Raw genomic sequence first — 18,956 nt, 5'->3', positions numbered from 1 at the left:
GCGCGAGGAGTGAGCTTGCGAGCCCCGCAGTCGCGAACGGAAGGCGGCTCTGATGACGACGACTTTCACTGACGAGACCCGGGAGCGGGCGCGCGAGATCATCGCCCGTTACCCGTCGGACCGGTCCCGCTCGGCGTTGCTGCCGCTGCTGCACCTGGTGCAGGCCGAAGAGGGGTACGTCTCCCCGGCCGGGGTCGCGTTCTGCGCCGAGGTGCTGGGGCTGAACAAGGCCCAGGTCGGCGCGGTGGCCACCTTCTACACGATGTACAAGCGCAAGCCGACCGGTGACTTCCTGGTCAGCGTCTGCACCAACACGATGTGCAACGTGCTCGGTGGCCAGGAGGTCTACGACACCCTCGCCGAGCACCTGGGCGTCGGGCACGACGAGACCACCGCGGACGGCACGATCACGCTGGAGCACGCCGAGTGCCTGGCGGCGTGCGACTACGGCCCGGTGATGACCGTCAACTACGACTTCTTCGACGGTGTGGACGCCTCCACCGCCGTCGGCGTGGTGGACGAGTTGCGGGCCGGCGGTCGGCCGATGCCGACGCGGGGCGCCCGGCTCTGCACCCTCAAGGAGATGGCGGTGCAGCTCGCCGGTTTCGCCGACGAGCGCGACGGTGCGGTCGCCGACGGCGGGCCGGGCGAGCCCACCCTGCGCGGCCTGCGGCTGGCCCAGCAGCACGGCGTCTCGGTGCCGGGCTTCGACCCGAACACCCCGATCCGCAGCAAGGCCGAGGCCGACAAGGCCGCCGCTGAGGCGAAGGCGAAGGCGGAGGCCGCCAAGCCGGCACCCGTCGAGGCCAGCGCGGCGCCGGTCAAGGGCGGCGACGGGGCGTCCGCCCCGACCGGGGCGGTAGTGGCCACCGAGCCGGCGAAGTCGGCAGACGCCACCGAGCCGGCTGCGGCTACGGAGCCGGCGAAGTCCGCAGACGCGACCGAGCCGGCGGCGACGTCGGCAGCGGCCAGCGGCAGCACCACGCGTGACGTCAAGGCACCGGACGACACGTCGCCGCAGGTGCGTACCGCCGAGACCCGGCAGCCGGACGCGAACACGGCGGTGCCGGACGCCCCCGGCACGAAGGTCCCGACGGACGGCACCGGCACCGCGCCCGAGGCTGGCGACGCGCGGTCGGCCGAGGCCGCCGGCGTGGCGGCCAACGCGCCGGCCAGCGACGGCAAGCCCGCCGGCGACGAGGCCGGGGCGCAGGAGCGCAACCTCACCGAAGCGAAGGCTGGGACGGACGCCGACGGCGCGACCTCCTCCGACGCGAACGAAACGGGGGCCCAGAAGTGACCACTCCCCGCCCGGAGACGCTGGCCAAGCTGACGCCGGTGCTGACCAAGCGCTGGCTGTCGCCGGACGCCTGGCGCATCGGCACGTACGAGCAGTTGGACGGCTACGCCGCGCTGCGCAAGGCGCTCAAGGCCCACCCGGACGACCTGATCCAGCTGATCAAGGACTCCGGGCTGCGGGGCCGGGGCGGCGCCGGCTTCCCGACCGGCCTGAAGTGGGGCTTCATCCCGCAGGGCGACGGCAAGCCGCACTACCTGGTGGTCAACGCCGACGAGGGCGAGCCGGGCACCTGCAAGGACCTGCCGCTGATGACCCACGACCCGCACGCGCTGGTCGAGGGCGTCATCATCGCCTCGTACGCGATCCGGGCCGCCCGCGCCTACATCTACATCCGGGGCGAGGCGGTGCATGCCGCGCGCCGGCTGCGCAACGCGGTCCAGGAGGCGTACGACAAGGGTTACCTGGGCCGGAACATCCTGCGCAGTGGCTACGACCTGGAGCTGGTGGTGCACTCCGGCGCCGGGGCGTACATCTGCGGCGAGGAGACGGCGCTGCTGGACTCGCTGGAGGGTTTCCGGGGTCAGCCCCGGCTGCGCCCGCCGTTCCCGGCCACCCACGGCCTGTACGCGAGCCCGACGGTGGTGAACAACGTCGGCACCATCGCCAGCGTGCCGCCGATCGTGCTCGGTGGGGCCGACTGGTGGAAGAGCATGGGCACCGAGAAGTCGTCCGGGCCGATGATCTACTCGCTCTCCGGCCGGGTCGCCAACCCGGGCCAGTACGAGTGCTCGATGGGTGTCACGCTGCGCGAGCTGCTCGAGTTGGCCGGTGGCATGCAGCCCGGCCACAACCTGCGGTTCTGGACCCCGGGCGGCTCGTCGACCCCGCTGCTGGCCGCCGAGCACCTGGACGTGCCACTGGACTTCGAGGGGGTGGCGGCGGCCGGCTCGATCCTCGGCACCACGGCCACCCAGATCTTCTCCGACCAGGACTGCCCGGTCTACGCGACGTACCGGTGGCTGGAGTTCTACCACCACGAGTCGTGCGGCAAGTGCACCCCGTGCCGGGAGGGCAACTACTGGATGGTCCGGGTCTACCGGCGGATCCTCGCCGGTCAGGGCACCCACGAAGACCTGGACACCCTGCTGGACACCTGCGACAACATCCTCGGCCGCTCGTTCTGCGGTCTGGGTGACGGCGCGACCAGCTCGGTGACCTCCTCGCTGCAGTACTTCAAGCAGGACTACCTCGACTACATCGAGGGTCGGACCGCACCCAAGCTGTCGGAGAAGACCCTGGTAGGGGCGCACTGATGACCGACGTAGCCAAGCAGACCGAAACCGTCACCCTCACCATCGACGGCGTCGAGGTCACCGCCCCCAAGGGGACGCTGCTGATCCGGGTCGCCGAGCAGATGGGCACCGAGATCCCCCGGTTCTGCGACCACCCGCTGCTGGCCCCGGCCGGTGCGTGCCGGCAGTGTCTGGTCGAGGTGGAGGGCCAGCGCAAGCCGGTCGCCTCCTGCACCCAGACCGTCGCCGACGGCATGGTCGTGCGGACCCAGATCACCTCCCCGGTCGCCAAGAAGGCGCAGGAGGGGGTGATGGAGCTGCTGCTGCTCAACCACCCGCTGGACTGCCCGATGTGTGACAAGGGCGGCGAGTGCCCGCTCCAGAACCAGGCGATGTCCACCGGCCGCACCGACTCGCGCTTCCACGAGCACAAGCGGGAGTACGAGAAGCCGATGGCGATCAGCAGCCAGGTGCTGCTGGACCGCGAGCGGTGCGTGCTCTGCCAGCGGTGCACCCGGTTCTCCGAGGAGATCGCCGGCGACAAGTTCATCGACCTGATGGGCCGGTCGTCCGCCGAAGAGATCAACATCTACCGGGACGACGCGTACGGCGAAGAGGGCGACGCCGGGGACGTCCCGTTCAACTCCTACTTCTCCGGCAACACGGTGCAGATCTGCCCGGTCGGTGCGCTGACCGGTGCCCAGTACCGTTTCCGCGCCCGCCCGTTCGACCTGGTCTCCAGCCCGAGTGTCTGCGAGCACTGCTCGGCCGGCTGCGGGCAGCGCACCGACTGGCGGCGGGGCAAGGTGCTGCGCCGGCTAGCCGGTGACGAGCCGGCGGTGAACGAGGAGTGGAACTGCGACAAGGGCCGCTGGGGCTTCCAGTACACCCGGGCCGCCGACCGGCTGACCACTCCGCTGGTCCGCGACGAGCGCACCGGTGAGCTGCGGGAGGCGTCCTGGAGTGAGGCGCTCACCGTCGCCGCCGAAGGGCTGCACATCGCCCGGGAGAGCGGGCAGGGCACCGCGGTGCTCACCGGCGGCCGGCTGACCGTCGAGGACGCGTACGCGTACGCCAAGTTCGCCCGGGTCGCGCTGAACACCAACGACATCGACTTCCGGGCCCGCCCGGTCTCCCGCGAGGAGGCCGACTTCCTGGCCAGCTCGGTCGCCGGGGTCACCGACGTCACCTACACCGACGTGGAGAACGCGCCGGCGGTGGTGCTGGTGGGCCTGGAGCCCGAGGAGGAGTGCCCGATCCTCTTCCTGCGCCTGCGCAAGGCGTACCTGAAGAAGACCCTGACCGTGTACGCGCTGGCGCCCTTCGCCACCCGCGGCCTGGAGAAGCTCGGTGCCAAGCTGGCCCGGGTGGTGCCGGGCGAGGAGGCCAGCGTGCTCGCCGAGCACGCCACGGTCAGCGAGGCGCTGAGCGCGCCGGGCGCGATCCTGATCGTCGGCGAGCGGCTGGCCAGCGTGCCGGGTGGGCTGTCCGCCGCGGCCGACGTGGCCCGTCGTACCGGCGCGAAGCTGGCCTGGGTGCCGCGGCGCGCTGGTGACCGCGGCGCTGTCGACGCGGGTTGCCTGCCCAACCTGCTGCCCGGTGGCCGCCTGGTCACCGAGCCGGCCGCCCGGGCCGAGCTGGGTGAGGCGTGGGACATCCCGGCCGGGGTGATTCCGAGCCAGGCCGGTCGGGACACCGACGGCATCCTGGCCGCGGCCGCCAACGGGCAGCTCGGCGCGCTTGTCGTCGGCGGTGTCGACCCGGCCGACCTGGCCGACCCGCGACTGGCCGAGTCCGCCCTGGACGCGGTGCCGTTCCTGGTCAGCCTCGAGCTGCGGGCCAGCGCGGTGACCCGGCGGGCGAACGTGGTGCTGCCGGTCGCCCCGGTGGCCGAGAAGGCCGGAAGCTTCCTGGACTGGGAGGGCCGGCTGCGCCCGTTCGAGGCGGTGCTGAACACCGCCGCGATGACCGACGGCCGGGTGCTCGACGCGCTGGCCGCGCTGCTCGACGTACGCCTCGGCACGGCCGACGTGCTGAGCGTGCGTCGTGAGCTGGGCACGCTGCCGGCGACGCGGATGTCCCGGCCGGCCGCGCCGTCGGTCGCACCGGGCCGGGTGCCGCAGCCGAACGCCGGGGAGGCCGTGCTGGCCACCTGGCACCAGCTGGTGGACCTCGGCACCCTGACCGAGGGCGACGAGAACCTCGCCGGGACCGCCCGCCCGCCGGTGGTCCGGCTGGGTAAGGGCACCGCCGAGGCGCTCGGTGTGGTCGACGGTGACGCGGTCACGGTCGGCACCGACCGGGGGGCGCTGACCCTGCCGGCGGAACTCACCGAGATGCCGGACGGCGTGGTCTGGCTGCCGACCAACTCACCCGGCTCGACCGTGCGGCGCAGCCTCGGGGCGACGTCCGGCGCGGTCGTCCGGATCTCCGTCCCCGCACCGAGTACGGCCATCCCGGCCGGACGGGTGGCGGCCGACGAGACCGGTCTCCCGGGTCCGCTCCTCAACTCCGGGGGTAACCAGTGAGCCCGATCTACCTGGCCCAGGATCCGACGCTGGCCGACTTCGGCAAGGATCCGTGGTGGCTGGTCCTCGGCAAGATTGTCTTCGCGTTCGCCTTCGGTCTGCTGGCCACCCTGCTCGGCGTCTGGTTCGAGCGGCGCGTGGTCGGTTACATGCAGGTGCGGCCCGGCCCCAACCAGGTCGGCCCGTTCGGCCTGCTGCAGACCCTCGCCGACGGCCTGAAGATGGCCTTCAAGGAGGACATCCTGCCGAAGGCGGCCGACAAGGTCGTCTACTTCTTCGCCCCGACCATCTCGGTGATCTGCGCGGTCACCGCCCTGTCGGTGGTGCCGTTCGGCCCGATGGTGAGCATCTTCGGTCACCACACGCCGTTGCAGGTCACCGATGTGCCGGTGGCGGTGCTGCTGCTGCTCGCCTGCTCCTCGATGGGCGTCTACGGCATCGTGCTGGGCGGCTGGGCCTCGGGCTCGACGTACCCGCTGCTGGGTGGTCTCCGGTCGAGCGCCCAGATGATCTCGTACGAGGTCGCCATGGGGCTCAGCATCGTGGCGGTCTTCATGACCGCCGGCACGATGAGCACCAGCGGGATCGTCGCCGCTCAGGGCGACGGCACCCAGCTGACCGTCTTCGGCCAGACCATCCCGGCCCCGGGCTGGTACGCGATCCTGCTGCTGCCGAGCTTCATCATCTTCTTCATCGCCACCGTGGGTGAGACCAACCGGGCGCCGTTCGACCTGCCCGAGGCCGAGTCCGAGCTGGTCGCCGGCTTCATGACGGAATACAGCTCGTTGAAGTTCGCGCTCTTCATGCTCAGCGAGTACGTCGCGATGGTGACCATGTCCGCTGTCACCACCACGCTGTTCCTGGGCGGTTGGCGGGCACCCTGGCCGATCACCATCTGGGAGGGCGCCAACTCCGGTTGGTGGCCGATGCTCTGGTTCTTCGGCAAGGTGATCGCCCTGGTCTTCGTCTTCGTGTGGCTGCGTGGCACGCTGCCCCGGCTGCGGTACGACCAGTTCATGCGGCTCGGCTGGAAGGTGCTGCTGCCGATCAACCTGGCCTGGATCCTGGTCCTGTCGGGCCTGCGCTCCATCGAGGACTGGGACACCCGCGGCAAGGTGATCGCCGTCGGCATCCCCGCCGGCATTCTGCTGATCGCCACGATCTTCTGGCCCAGCCGGCGCCCGACGCCGAAGCCGACGACGCAGGAACAGGTCGACAACCGGCCGCACGGGAGCTTCCCGCTGCCACCGATGGATCTTCAGGTACCACCGAGCCCGCGCATCACGCGCGTGGTCGCCGAGCGGGAGCCGGCCAACATCGTTGCCGGCTCGGACTCCAGGGAGGTGTGACGTGGGCGCGATCACCGGAACGTTCAAGGGATTCGGTGTCACCTTCTCGCACATGTTCAGGAAGGTCGTCACGACCGACTACCCGTTCAAGCCGCCGGTGTCGGCGCCGCGCTACCACGGGCGGCACATCCTCAACCGGCACCCGGACGGCCTGGAGAAGTGCATCGGCTGCGAGCTGTGCGCCTGGGCCTGCCCGGCGGACGCGATCTACGTCGAGGGTGGCGACAACACCGACGAGGAGCGCTTCTCGCCGGGTGAGCGGTACGCCAGCATCTACCAGATCAACTACGCCCGCTGCATCTTCTGCGGGTTGTGCATCGAGGCCTGCCCGACCCGGTCGCTCACCATGAGCAACGAGTACGAGTTGGCCCGGGACAACCGGCAGGACCTGATCTTCACCAAGGAGCAGTTGCTCGCGCCGTTGCTGGAGGGCATGGAGCAGCCTCCGCACCCGATGCGGCTGGGTGACAGCGAGAAGGACTACTACGTCGGCGCGCTGGACAACCCGGGCACCTCCGCCGGTGCGGAGACGTCCCCGATGGGCCCCGGCCGCTACCAGGTCGAGGAGCACCCCGGCGTGACGTTCCCGGGCGCCGAGCAGGCCGCCCAGCGCGTGGCGGCCGGCAAGGGAGAGGGAGCATGACCACGTCTACGGTGCTCGCCGCGGCGGGTTCGGTCTCCACCGGTGAGGCGGTCACCTTCTGGATCCTCGCCCCGCTCGCGCTGGTCGGCGGGATCGGGATGGTGGCCGCGCGCAACGCCGTGCACTCGGCGCTGTGGCTGGTGCTGACAATGCTCTGCCTGGGCGTGTTCTACGTGCTCCAGGCCGGCCCGTTCATCGGCATGGTGCAGATCATCGTCTACACCGGCGCGATCATGATGCTGTTCCTCTTCGTGCTGATGCTGGTCGGCAGGGACTCCACGGACTCGCTGATCGAGACGCTGCGCGGTCAGCGCGTTGCCGCGATCGTGCTCGGCCTGGGCTTCGCCGGTCTGGTCGGCACCGGCCTCTACCAGGCGCTGGACCGGACCAACACGGCTGGTCTGGACCAGGTCAACGCCGAGGGCAACGTGCAGGGCATTGCCCGGCTGCTGTTCACCAAGTACGTCTTCGCGTTCGAGCTGACCTCGGCGCTGCTGATCACCGCGGCGGTCGGTGCCATGGTGCTGGCCCACGTCGAGCGGCGGAAGCAGGACAAGGTCGACCAGGTGTCCACCATGAAGGCACGCTTCGCCCCGGGCAACTACCCCGGCCCGAAGCCGGGCCCCGGCGTCTTCGCGACCTCCTCTTCGGTGGCCACCCCGGCCCGGCTGCCCGACGGCCGCCTGACCGACCGCAGCACCCCGGCGATCCTTCCGCAGCGCGAGCTGACCGCCGAGGAGACCTCGCTGAAGGGGACGGACAAGTAATGGGAACGTTCTTCTCGGTCGAGCCGACCTACTACCTCGTGCTCGCCGCGGTGCTGTTCACCATCGGCGCGGCCGGGGTGCTGATCCGGCGCAACGCGATCGTGCTGTTCATGTGCGTGGAGCTGATGCTCAACGCGGCCAACCTGACGCTGGTCACCTTCAGCCGGATCAACGGTGACCTCAACGGCCAGATCATGGCGTTCTTCGTGATGGTGGTGGCGGCGGCCGAGGTCGTGGTCGGGCTCGCGATCATCATGTCCATCTTCCGGACGCGACGCTCGGCGAGTGTCGACGACGCCAACCTGCTCAAGTACTAGAGGGGTCCACCGGTGGAAGAGACTGTGGAATACGCCCAGGCCACGGGGCTGCTTGGGGGCGTCTGGCTGCTGGTGGCGATCCCGCTGCTCAGCGCGGCCATCCTGCTGCTGCTCGGCCGCCGGGCCGACCGCTGGGGGCACTGGTTGGGCGTCGCCGCCATCGGCGCCGCGTTCGTGCTCGGCCTGAGCTTCTTCTTCCAGCTGCGTGGCCTGGAGAACAAGTCCGTCGAGCTGAGCCTCTGGGACTTCATCGCCGTCGGTGATCTGCGCGTCGACTTCGGCCTGCTGTTCGACCCGCTGGCCGCGGTCTTCGTACTGCTGATCACCGGGGTGGGTTTCCTGATCCACCTGTACGCGGTGGAGTACATGTCGCACGACGCGGGCCGTCGTCGGTTCTTCGCGTACTTCAACCTGTTCGTCGCGGCGATGCTGCTGCTGGTGCTCGGCAACAACTACGTGATGCTGTACTTCGGCTGGGAGGGCGTCGGTCTGGCGTCGTACCTGCTGATCTCCTTCTGGACCGAGCGGCCGAGCGCGGCCACCGCCGGCAAGAAGGCGTTCCTGATGAACCGGGTCGGCGACGCCGGCCTGGCCATCGGCATCTTCATCATGTTCGCGACCCTGGGCACCACCCAGTACGACGAGGTGTTCAACGGCGTCGGCTCGCTGACCGGCGCCACGGTGCTGGTCCTCGGCCTGTTGCTGCTGCTCGGCGCGGCCGGCAAGTCCGGTCAGTTCCCGCTCCAGGCGTGGTTGCCGGACGCGATGGAGGGTCCGACCCCCGTGTCGGCGCTCATCCACGCCGCCACCATGGTCACCGCGGGCGTCTACCTGATCGCCCGGTCCAACCCGATCTTCTCGGCCAACTCGACGCTGCAACTCGTGGTGGTCAGCGTCGGCGCGCTCACCCTGCTGATCGGCTGCATCATCGGTGCGGCCAAGGACGACATCAAGCGGGTGCTCGCCTGGTCGACGGTGAGCCAGATCGGCTACATGTTCCTCGGTGTCGGCCTCGGTGGCGCGGCGTACGCGCTGGCCATCGTGCACCTGCTGGCGCACGGCTTCTTCAAGGCCAACATGTTCCTGGGCGCGGGCTCGGTCATGCACGGGATGAAGGACCAGGTCGACATCCGCCGCTTCGGTGGGCTCTCCAAGTACATGAAGATCACCTGGTTGACCTTCATGATGGGTTGGCTGGCCATCATCGGCATGTTCCCCTTCTCCGGCTTCTTCTCCAAGGAGCCGATCATCGTGGCCGCCTTCGAGCGGGAGGACTGGACCGCCTGGCTCTTCGGCGGCGCGGCACTGCTCGGCGCCGGGCTCACCGCGTTCTACATGACGCGGCTGTTCGTCCTCACGTTCCACGGACCGCAGCGGTGGACCGAGGACATCGAGCACCCGCACGAGTCGCCGAAGCTGATGACCATCCCGCTGATCCTGCTCGCGGTGGGGTCGGTCGGCGCGGGCTTCCTGCTCGCCACGTCCGTTCCGGACTGGCTGACGGAGACCGCGGGACTGGGCGGCGAGCACTCCGAGCACGCGGCGGTCCTCTCGCACACCGTGATCACCATCCTGTCGCTGCTGGTGACCGTGCTCGGTGCCGGGCTCGCCTGGTTCCTGTTCCGCGCCGGCACCGCCACCGCGCCGCAACCGGCCGGGGTGCTGGTCACCGCCGCCCGGCGCAACCTCTACACCGACACGGTCAACGAGGCGGTCTTCGAGAAGCCGGGCATCTTCCTCACCCGGGCGCTGGTGTACCTCGACAACCGGGGCATCGACGGTCTCGTCAACGGGCTCGCCGCCGCGGTCGGCGGGGGCTCGGGTCGCCTCCGTCGGATGCAGACCGGCTTTGTCCGCTCGTACGCCACCTCGATCCTGGCCGGTGCGCTGCTGGTGATGGCGGCGTTCCTGGCGGTGCAGGCGGGGTGGTTGGCGTGATCGACCTCTTTCCGGCCGCCCCCGCCGGCGGACCACGCAGTGACGACGGAGGTAAGGCCGCATAATGTCCAACTTCCCGTTCCTCTCGGTGCTCACCGTGGCGCCGCTGGTGGGCGCCCTGGTGGTGGCCTTCCTGCCGCGCCACCGCCCGGAGCTGGCCAAGCAGGTGGCGTTCGCCTGGTCGCTGCTCGTGCTGGTGCTCTCGGTGGTGATGTGGGTCAGCTTCAACGCCGGCGGTGACCGGTTCCAGTTCCGCGAGTCGTACTCCTGGATCCCGAACTGGGGGGTCAGCTTCACCTTCGCCGCCGACGGCATCGCGCTGGTGATGCTGATGCTGATCGCGGTGCTGGTGCCGCTGGTGATCCTGGCGTCCTGGCACGACGCGGAGTCGTCGAAGCGGTCGGTGCCCGTCTACTTCGCGCTGCTGCTGGTCCTCGAGTGCACGATGATCGGCGTCTTCGCAGCCGCCGACGTCTTCCTGTTCTACGTGTTCTTCGAGGTCATGCTGGTGCCGATGTACTTCCTCATCGGCAGTTACGGCGGTCACCAGCGGCAGTACGCGGCGGTGAAGTTCTTCCTCTACTCGCTCGTCGGCGGTCTGTTCATGCTGGCCGCCGTGATCGGCCTGTGGGTGGTCGGCGGGAAGACCTTCGACTGGCAGGCGCTCTCGCAGGTCGACATCAGCACCGGCACCGAGCGGTGGCTGTTCCTCGGCTTCTTCCTCGCGTTCGCCATCAAGGCGCCGTTCTTCCCGTTCCACACCTGGTTGCCCGACGCCGGTGGCGCCGCCCCGGCGGGGGCGGCGGCGCTGCTCGTCGGCGTACTGGACAAGGTCGGCACCTTCGGCATCCTGCGCTACTGCCTGCCGCTGTTCCCGGAGGCGTCGAAGTGGTTCGCGCCGTGGGCGCTGGCCCTGGGCGTGATCGGCATCGTCTACGCCGCGCTGCTGGCGGTCGGCCAGAACGACCTCAAGCGGCTGGTGTCGTACACCTCGATCGCGCACTTCGGCTTCATCGGTGTGGGCATCTTCGCCTTCACCACCCAGGCCGGCACCGGCGCGGTGCTCTACATGCTCAACCACGGGTTGGCCACCGGCCTGCTCTTCCTGGTGGTGGGCATGCTGATCTCCCGGCGCGGTTCGGCGCTGATCAGCGACTTCGGTGGTGCCGGCAAGCTCGTCCCGGTGCTCGCCGGGGTGCTCTTCTTCGCCGGTCTCGCCTCGTTGGCGCTGCCCGGCACGGCCCCGTTCATCTCCGAGTTCCTGGTGCTGATCGGCACGTTCACGGTGAACAAGCCGGTCGCGGTCATCGCCACACTCGGCATCATCCTGGCCGCCGCGTACGTGCTGTGGATGGTGCAGCGCACCACCCAGGGCACCCTCAACCCGGCGCTGACCGAGGTCGACGGCATGCGCCGGGACCTCAACCTGCGCGAGAAGGTCGTGGTCGCCCCGCTGATCGCGCTGATCGTGCTGCTCGGCTTCTTCCCCAAGCCGGTCACTGACGTGATCAACCCCGCCGTTCAGGCGACAATGGACGACATCGGCAGAACCGACCCGGCGCCGTCCGTGGGCGGCACCGTCCAGGAGGCGGCAAAGTGACCGAGTTGAAGCTGCCGTCGATCGACTACGCGGCGATCTCTCCGATCCTGATCATGCTGGGCACCGCGTTGCTCGGCGTGCTGGTCGAGGCCCTGGTGCCTCGACGCTGGCGGCACGTGGTGCAGTTGACGCTGGCGCTGCTCGCCGTGCTCGCGGCGCTGACCATGGTGGTCCTCAGCGCCGACGAGCGGATCATCACAGCGGGTCAGGCGCTCGCGATCGACGGGCCGACGCTCTTCCTCCAGGGCGCGATCCTGGTGCTGGCCGCCATGGCGCTGCTGCTGATCGGCGACCGCTCGGTCGAGCGGGGCGGGGCGTTCGTCGCCCAGGCCGCGGTGACCGCGGAGTCGGCCGACGACCGGCGGCAGGCCGAGGGTCGCAACGGTCTCACCGAGGTCTACCCGCTGACCACGTTCGCCATCGGCGGCATGCTGATCTTCGTGGCGGCGAACGACCTGCTGACCATGTTCATCGCCCTCGAGGTCTTCTCCCTGCCGCTCTACCTGCTCTGCGCGCTGGCCCGTCGCCGGCGTCTGCTGAGCCAGGAGGCGGCCATGAAGTACTTCCTGCTCGGCGCGTACGCCTCGGCGTTCTTCCTGTTCGGCGTGGCCCTGATCTACGGCTTCACCGCCGGCATCCCGGGCCGGACGGCCGGCGTCGACTTCGCCACCATCCACGCGGCGGTGGGTGAGTCGCCGGCCAGCCCGGTGCTGCTCTTCGCCGGCATGGCGCTGCTCGCCATCGGTCTGCTCTTCAAGGCCGCGGCGGCCCCGTTCCACGTCTGGACCCCGGACGTCTACCAGGGCGCTCCGACCCCGGTCACCGGGTTCATGGCGGCCTGCACCAAGGTCGCCGCGTTCGGTGCCCTGCTGCGCGTCTTCCAGGTCGCGTTCGCCGACGCCAACTGGGACTTCACCCCGGTCCTCGGCGCGGTGGCGGTGCTGACCATGCTGGTGGGCGCGGTGCTCGCGGTCACCCAGACCGACATCAAGCGGCTGCTCGCGTACTCCTCGATCGCCAACGCCGGCTACCTGCTGGTCGGCGTGTTGGCGCCGAGCCGCGACGGGCTGGCCGGCACGATGTTCTACCTGGTCGCGTACGGCTTCTCGGTGCTGGCCGCGTTCGCCGTGGTGACGCTGGTACGCGACGACGACGGCGAGGCCACCCACCTGTCCCGCTGGGCCGGGCTGGGCCGCCGGTCGCCGTTCTTCGCCGCGTTGTTCACGTTCATCCTGCTGGCCTTCGCCGGTATCCCGCTGACCAGCGGCTTCACCAGCAAGTTCGCCATCTTCGGGCCGGCGCTGGAAGGTGGCCAGGCCTGGCTGGTGATCGCCGGTGTGCTGACCAGCATGATCCTCGCGTTCCCGTACCTGCGGGTCGTGGTGATGATGTGGCTCTCCGAGCCGGGCGATTCGACCCCGACCGTCACGGTGCCCGGTGGGCTCACCGCCGCCGCGCTGATGATCGGTGTGTTGGCGACCCTGGTGTTGGGTGTCGCCCCGGCGCCGCTGCTCGATCTGGCCGCCGGAGCCGCCGAATTCGTTAGATGACCGAAGGATCGATCACCGGGGGTCGGCGCGTGTTCACGTGCCGGCCCCCGGTGCGTATCCCCGGGCCGGAGCAGGTCGTACGGGTGTGGCATGGTTGATAGCGTGGTGAATCCGGCGGGCGAGCGTTCAGGTGCCTCCGGCTCCGGCGGTCGGCGGGGTCGGGCGAGCATGAGTCAGTTCGGCGCGCTCGGCCTGAGCCTCGCCGATCCCCGTGTCGAGGCGTCCGTGCTGGGTCTGCTGGACACGGTCGAGGTCGAGTTGCGGGCCAGCGTGGCCAGTGCCGACCCGTTCGTCACCGAAGCCGCCCGGCACCTCGTGGAGGCCGGCGGGAAGCGGTTCCGGCCGTTGCTGGTGGCGCTCGGCGCCCAGTTCGGTGATCCGACCGGCGCGCAGGTGGTCCCGGCCGCCGTGGTGATGGAGCTCACTCACCTCGCCACCCTCTACCACGACGACGTGATGGACGAGGCGGCCGTTCGTCGGGGCGCGCCGAGCGCGAACTCCCGGTGGACCAACTCGGTCGCCATCCTGGTCGGCGACTACCTCTTCGCCCGCGCGGCGGACATCGCCGCCGACCTGGGCCCCGAGGCGGTCCGGTTGCAGGCGCGCACCTTCGCCCGGCTGGTGCACGGTCAGATCGCGGAGACGGTCGGGCCGCGCGCCGACGACGACCCGGTGGCCCACTACCTGCACGTCATCGCCGAGAAGACCGGCTCGTTGATCGCCACGTCCGCCCGGTTCGGCGGCATGTTCGGTGGGGCCGCCCCGGAGCACGTCGAGGCCCTCGCCGGGTACGGCGAGACGATCGGCGTCGCCTTCCAGCTCTCCGACGACCTGCTGGACATCGCCTCCGAGTCGGTGCAGTCGGGCAAGACCCCCGGCACGGACCTGCGCGAGGGTGTTCCGACGCTGCCGGTGCTCTACGCCCGCGAGGCGGACGACTCCGACGCGTCGTCGGTGCGGCTGCGGGAGATCCTGGCGACCGGCCCGTTGACCGACGACGCGCTGCACGCCGAGGCGTTGGGGCTGCTCCGGGAGAGCCCGGCGCTCAAGCGGGCCCGCGAGACCGTCCGCAGCTACGCCGAGGACGCCCGCGCGCAGCTCGCCCCGCTGCCGCACGGCCCGTCCCGCAGCGCGCTGGAGTCGCTCTGCGACTACATCGCCGACCGCACCAGCTGATCCACACCTCGGCCCGCGGCGGCGGCGGCGCGGGTCAACAGTCGGCTGCCGACGAGCATGAGGGCGGCGGCGAGCAGCATCGCGACGGCCGCGACGGTCCACATCGCCGGGTAACCGAGGTGGGCGGCGAGGGGGCCGAGGCTCAGCGGGCCGAGGCAGCCGCCCGCGTACACCCCGGTCTGTGTGATCGAGGTGGCGGCGGCCGGTGACTGCGGGTGGAGTCGGACCACCGCGAAGTTCATCAGGCCGGGCCAGGCCCAGCCCAGGCCGAAGCCGAGCACCACACCGACCACCAACGGCACCGAGCCGGTCAACGCGAGCAGGCCCAGCCCGACCGCGCCGACGAGCAGCATCGCGGCGATGAGGGCGACGTGGCCGGTCTCGCGGCGGTCGGCCAACCAGCCCGCGCCCACCCGGGCCGCCACGCAGACCGCGCTACCCAGGGTCAGGGTGAGACCGGCGAGGCCCGGCGACAGACCTCGGGCCGCCGAGGAGTCCACCAGGAACGTGCCGAGCGCGTTGGCCGCGCCCGACGCCAACGTCGCCGCCGCGCCGATCACCACCAGCGCCGCCGTCGCCCTCCCGGCGCGCGTGGCGCCGGCCCGCTTGGCCAGGCCGGGCAACTGTCGGGGTACGGCGGCCAGCGTCGTCAGCGCGGCCACGGCGGCGGCCACGAACGCCCAGCGCCAGCCGGCGGTGAGCGCGATGGTGGGCACCGCCGCGCCGGCCAGGAGGGTGGAGACCGGGATGGCGGCCTGCTTGACACCGAACGACAGCCCCTGCCGTCGGGCGGGCACGTGCTGGGCCAGCGCCGCGTTGCTGGCCAGTTGGCCGAGCGCGTTCGCGGCGGCGCTGAGCGCCAGCAGACCGACCAGCACCGGGTACGACCTGGCGAAGGCGGCCACGGCCAGCATCGATCCGGCGGCCAGCACGATGCCGCAGCGGGCGACCACCGCCGGTCCGTACCGTTCGACCAGTCGCCCGGAGGGCACCGAGGCCAGCGCGCTGACCCCGAAGTAGACGGAGACGGCCAGGCCCAGGCCGGCCGGTGAGAAGCCGAGGTCCGTGCCCATCTGCACGGCGAGACCGCCGAGCAGGAAGACGGGGAGTACGCAGGCCACCGTGGTGACGACTGCGCCGGCGCTGGCCCGGACCGGACGGGGTTGGGCAACGGCCGGATCAGGGGTTTCGGAGGTGTCGGTCATCGTTCGGCAAACCTACGCGAGCCCCGCTCACCGCACTCCTGGTGACCGGCGGGCAACAACCCGTGGATGGTGATCTGGCATCCTCGACCCGAACAGGCATTTCGCACCGGGCCTGTTTTTCATATGGTGTAAGTCCACGGCGGCGGAGGTGGTTGTGCGCGACCCCTTGGCAGAACCTTCGGACCTGATTCGCAGCGTGTCCCGAGCGCTACGGGTGCTGGAGTCGGTCGGTCGTGCCCCGAAGGGCCTGACCGTCAAGCAGATCGCCAGACGCTGCGAGTTGACCGTGGCCACCACCTACCACCTGGTTCGCACCCTCGCCTACGAGGGCTACGTGATCCGCCGCGAGGACGGCACGTACATCGTCGGGTTGGAGGTGGCCGACCGGTACCGGGAGCTGGTGACGGCGTTCCGGGGCCCGCCGGCGGTCGGTGAGACACTGCGCCGGGCCGCCCTGGACACCGGCTACAGCCACTACCTCGGTCGGTTCGTCGGCGGTCAGGTGGCCCTCACCGCTGTCGCCGAGGGGCACCGCTCGCCCTACCTGGAGGATCTGGTGCCCGGCTTCGACGAGGGCGCGCACGCGACAGCGCTCGGCAAGTCGCTGCTCGCCACCCTCACGACCGACCAGCGCTACCGCTATCTGCGCGAGTACGGCATGCGCCCGTTCACCACCGCCACGCTCACCACCACCGAGAGTTTCGAGGCGGACCTGGCCGCCGGCGACCGGCGCGGCATGCAACTGGAGATGGGGCAGTTCCGCCAGGGGGTGGCCTGCGCCGCGGTGCTCGTCGCACCGGACAAGGACATGGAACGTCGGGTCGTGCTGGCCTGCGCGTTGCCCGCCAGCGAGATGATGACCTCCGCCCGGGTGGTACGCGCCAAGCTGCTCACCGTGGCCCGCAGCGTGGCCGACGGCATCGCCGGCGACAACTGACCGACGAGAGGCCCTCTCCCGGGCTGGGAGAGGGCCTCTCGGGGCGGTCCAACGCGGGACCGCAGGAGCAACGTCAGCGGCGGTTACGCCGTCAGCTGCCCACCGGACCGCCGTCGAGGCGCCAGGTGACCACCACGCCCGGCTTGGCGTAGTCACCGTCCGGCCAGTTCGAGGCCGGGTTCTCCACCGACGCTCCGGTGATCTCGCCCGGGTGCTGCACGGCGACGAAGACCGAACGGTTGTCGCCGGTGATGAACGGGCCGCAGGTCTCCGCGCCGAGCGGCACCGTCAGAAACTGCTTGAGGTGACCCCGCTCCGGGCCCTCCACGGCGGTGGCGAACAGGCCGTCGTTGCTGCCCAGCGCGTTGCCGTCGGTGGAGATCCAGAGGTTGCCGGTGGCGTCGAAGGCGACATTGTCCGGGCAGGAGATCGGGGAGACCTTGGCCTTGTCGTACCCGGCGAAGAAGGTCGACGGGTCGGTCGGGTCGCCGCACACGATCGGCAACGACCAGGCGAAGGTCTCCGAGGTGTTGTCGTTGCGGTCCTCGACCAGCTCCAGGATCTGCCCGTGCTTGTTGGCGTTGCGCGGGTTGGCCTCGTCCGGCTTCGGGTTGCTGCCGACGCCCCGGTTGGTGTTGTTGGTCAGCGCCACGTACACCTTGCCGGTGAGCAGGCTCGGCTCGACGTCCTCGGGGCGGTCCATCTTGGTCGCGCCGACCCTGTCACCGGCGAGCCGGGTGAAGGTGAGCACGTCCGCCGCGGTCATCCCGTCGACGAACGACCGGTTGCCGCTGACCAGCCTGATCCAGCGGCCCCGACCGTTGAACGCGCCGTCGGTGGGGAGCTTGCCCGTACCGTCGATCTCGGCGGCGCTGGTCTGGTCGAGCTTCGCCACGTAGAGCGTGCCGGCCTCCAGCAGGGTCAGGTTGTGCTTGCGGGCCGCCCAGGAGTTGCCCTTCATGAACTTCTTGTCCGAGACGAACTTGTAGAGGTAGTCGAACCGCTCGTCGTCGCCCATGTACGCGACCACGTGACCGTCCTTCGCGACGATCACGTTGGCGCCCTCGTGCTTGAACCGGCCCATCGCGGTGTGCTTGCGCGGGCGGCTCTCCGGGTCGAACGGGTCGATCTCGACGACCCAGCCGAACCGGTGTGCCTCGTTGGGGTGCTTCGCCAGGTCGAAGCGCTCGTCCGCGCGCTCCCACTTGCGGCTGCCGCTGGGGTAGCGGCTGGCGGTGCTGATGCCGTAGCGGTCCAGCTTCGGCTTCAGCTCGGCCGGGACGGCGTCGGCGCCCACGAAGTACTGGTTGAAGTTCTCCTCGCCGGAGAGCACGGTGCCCCACGGGGTCACGCCACCGGCGCAGTTGTTCAGCGTGCCGACGACCGTACGGCCCCTGGGGTCGGCGGCGGTCTTCAGCCAGGCCGAGCCGGCGGCCGGGCCGGTCAGGTCGAACTTGGTGCTCAGGGCGGTGACCCGCCGGTTGTACGGCCGCGGGCCCTTGCCGACCGGCTTCCACTGCCCGGTGCCCGCCACCCGCTCGAGCTCCACCACCGACATGCCGTGCGCGGCCATGGCGGTCTTCAACTGCTCCACGGAGAGCCCGTCCAGGCCGGGGAAGCCCGGGAACATCAGGTCCTCGTTGGTGTACTCGTGGTTGACCACGAGCAGTGCCCGCTTGCCCTGCTTGTCCAGCGGCAGCACGCCCACGAAGTCGTTGTTGTAGCCGAACTGCTTGGACTGTGCCGCGGCGCTCTGGTGGTGCAGGTCGAACTCCGGCGCGCCCGGCAGCACCGGGTCACCCCACTTGATCACCACGGCGTGGTCGTAGCCGTTCGGCACGACCAGGGTGTCCAACTTGTTCGGAGGGATCGGCTTGAAGGTCAGCGCGCCGCTGCCGATCCCGGTGCTGGGACGACCGAACCCGAAGTTCTCCGGAACGTCCGGAGCGGTCGGGGCCGCCATCGCGGGGGCCGCCCCGGCGAGCGCGCCGGCCGCCGTGCCGCCGAAACCGAGCACCAGCGCGCCGACCGCGCCGGCCCGGACCACGCCACGCCGCGACACCTCGGCGTTCACCACGTCACCGAAGTACGCGTTGTCGGAGGTGTTCGGGACCGGGTGGTCACACGCGTTTCCGCACCGGTACAGGCAGGTCATGGCATCACGGGTGCCATGGCGGGTGCCGTTCAACAGGGGGAGCAGCCGGGGGCGGTCGCTCATGGGGGAGGCCTCCAGAGGAGTCGGTGGCACGACAGGCGGCGTACCAGCCGGACGCTAGGAGGACGTGGTGAGCGCCCGTCAGCCGCAATGTGAACCGGGCATGAACACCTCTCCGGGCGGCAACCGTCTGACCTCG

Annotated in this window: 14 protein-coding genes; 12 read left to right on the top strand and 2 right to left on the bottom strand. The window is 70.4% G+C overall.

The annotated features are described in order from the left end of the window. The first annotated feature begins 52 nt into the window (after positions 1-52). From nuoE to ACZ6NZ_RS02565, 11 genes are all read left to right on the top strand, one after another. Positions 53-1,300: an NADH-quinone oxidoreductase subunit NuoE gene (nuoE, locus tag ACZ6NZ_RS02615; RefSeq protein WP_465855141.1), complete on the top strand. Its 1,248-nt coding sequence runs from the start codon at positions 53-55 to the stop codon at positions 1,298-1,300. Then, positions 1,297-2,613 (top strand): NADH-quinone oxidoreductase subunit NuoF, encoded by a 1,317-nt coding sequence (gene nuoF / locus ACZ6NZ_RS02610; protein WP_112585688.1) that lies wholly within the window; start codon positions 1,297-1,299, stop codon positions 2,611-2,613. Before nuoE ends, nuoF begins: the two co-directional genes overlap by 4 nt. Further along, a complete protein-coding gene (locus ACZ6NZ_RS02605) occupies positions 2,613-5,120 on the top strand; it encodes an NADH-quinone oxidoreductase subunit G (protein WP_366605818.1) in 2,508 nt (835 codons plus the stop codon). The genes nuoF and ACZ6NZ_RS02605 overlap by 1 nt, the downstream gene beginning before the upstream one ends. Continuing rightward, on the top strand, positions 5,117-6,469 hold the full coding sequence (gene nuoH, locus ACZ6NZ_RS02600) for an NADH-quinone oxidoreductase subunit NuoH (protein WP_465855138.1): 1,353 nt from the start codon (positions 5,117-5,119) through the stop codon (positions 6,467-6,469). Before ACZ6NZ_RS02605 ends, nuoH begins: the two co-directional genes overlap by 4 nt. Position 6,470: 1 nt before the next feature. Further along, positions 6,471-7,112 carry an NADH-quinone oxidoreductase subunit NuoI gene (nuoI, locus tag ACZ6NZ_RS02595; protein ID WP_355004851.1) on the top strand — a complete coding sequence of 214 codons (642 nt, stop codon included), beginning with the start codon at positions 6,471-6,473 and terminating at the stop codon, positions 7,110-7,112. Then, positions 7,109-7,879 (top strand): NADH-quinone oxidoreductase subunit J, encoded by a 771-nt coding sequence (locus tag ACZ6NZ_RS02590; protein ID WP_366605815.1) that lies wholly within the window; start codon positions 7,109-7,111, stop codon positions 7,877-7,879. Before nuoI ends, ACZ6NZ_RS02590 begins: the two co-directional genes overlap by 4 nt. After that, on the top strand, positions 7,879-8,196 hold the full coding sequence (nuoK, locus tag ACZ6NZ_RS02585) for an NADH-quinone oxidoreductase subunit NuoK (protein ID WP_088951135.1): 318 nt from the start codon (positions 7,879-7,881) through the stop codon (positions 8,194-8,196). Before ACZ6NZ_RS02590 ends, nuoK begins: the two co-directional genes overlap by 1 nt. 12 nt (positions 8,197-8,208) lie before the next feature. Continuing rightward, on the top strand, positions 8,209-10,134 hold the full coding sequence (nuoL, locus tag ACZ6NZ_RS02580) for an NADH-quinone oxidoreductase subunit L (protein WP_366605813.1): 1,926 nt from the start codon (positions 8,209-8,211) through the stop codon (positions 10,132-10,134). A gap of 64 nt (positions 10,135-10,198) precedes the next feature. Then, positions 10,199-11,734, top strand: coding sequence for an NADH-quinone oxidoreductase subunit M (locus ACZ6NZ_RS02575; protein WP_112585696.1), 1,536 nt, complete (start codon positions 10,199-10,201; stop codon positions 11,732-11,734). Beyond that, complete coding sequence (nuoN, locus tag ACZ6NZ_RS02570; RefSeq protein WP_366605811.1) at positions 11,731-13,284, top strand: NADH-quinone oxidoreductase subunit NuoN; 1,554 nt, start codon at positions 11,731-11,733, stop codon at positions 13,282-13,284. The genes ACZ6NZ_RS02575 and nuoN overlap by 4 nt, the downstream gene beginning before the upstream one ends. 90 nt (positions 13,285-13,374) lie before the next feature. Continuing rightward, entirely contained in the window at positions 13,375-14,460 is a 1,086-nt protein-coding gene (locus tag ACZ6NZ_RS02565) for a polyprenyl synthetase family protein (protein ID WP_366605809.1), read from the top strand. Here ACZ6NZ_RS02565 and ACZ6NZ_RS02560 read toward each other — a convergent pair. Continuing rightward, positions 14,436-15,665 (bottom strand): MFS transporter, encoded by a 1,230-nt coding sequence (locus ACZ6NZ_RS02560; RefSeq protein WP_465855133.1) that lies wholly within the window; start codon positions 15,663-15,665, stop codon positions 14,436-14,438. The genes ACZ6NZ_RS02565 and ACZ6NZ_RS02560 overlap by 25 nt on opposite strands. 154 nt (positions 15,666-15,819) lie before the next feature. Between ACZ6NZ_RS02560 and ACZ6NZ_RS02555 the strand changes: the two genes are divergently transcribed. Then, positions 15,820-16,602: an IclR family transcriptional regulator gene (locus ACZ6NZ_RS02555; protein ID WP_366605807.1), complete on the top strand. Its 783-nt coding sequence runs from the start codon at positions 15,820-15,822 to the stop codon at positions 16,600-16,602. A 91-nt stretch (positions 16,603-16,693) separates the two neighbouring features. Here ACZ6NZ_RS02555 and ACZ6NZ_RS02550 read toward each other — a convergent pair whose 3' ends face one another. Further along, a complete protein-coding gene (locus ACZ6NZ_RS02550; protein ID WP_465855131.1) occupies positions 16,694-18,820 on the bottom strand; it encodes a PhoX family protein in 2,127 nt (708 codons plus the stop codon). Positions 18,821-18,956: the final 136 nt, after the last annotated feature.

Source organism: Micromonospora sp. NPDC047756, assembly GCF_055587245.1.
This window is presented reverse-complemented; position numbering and strand designations above follow the sequence as displayed.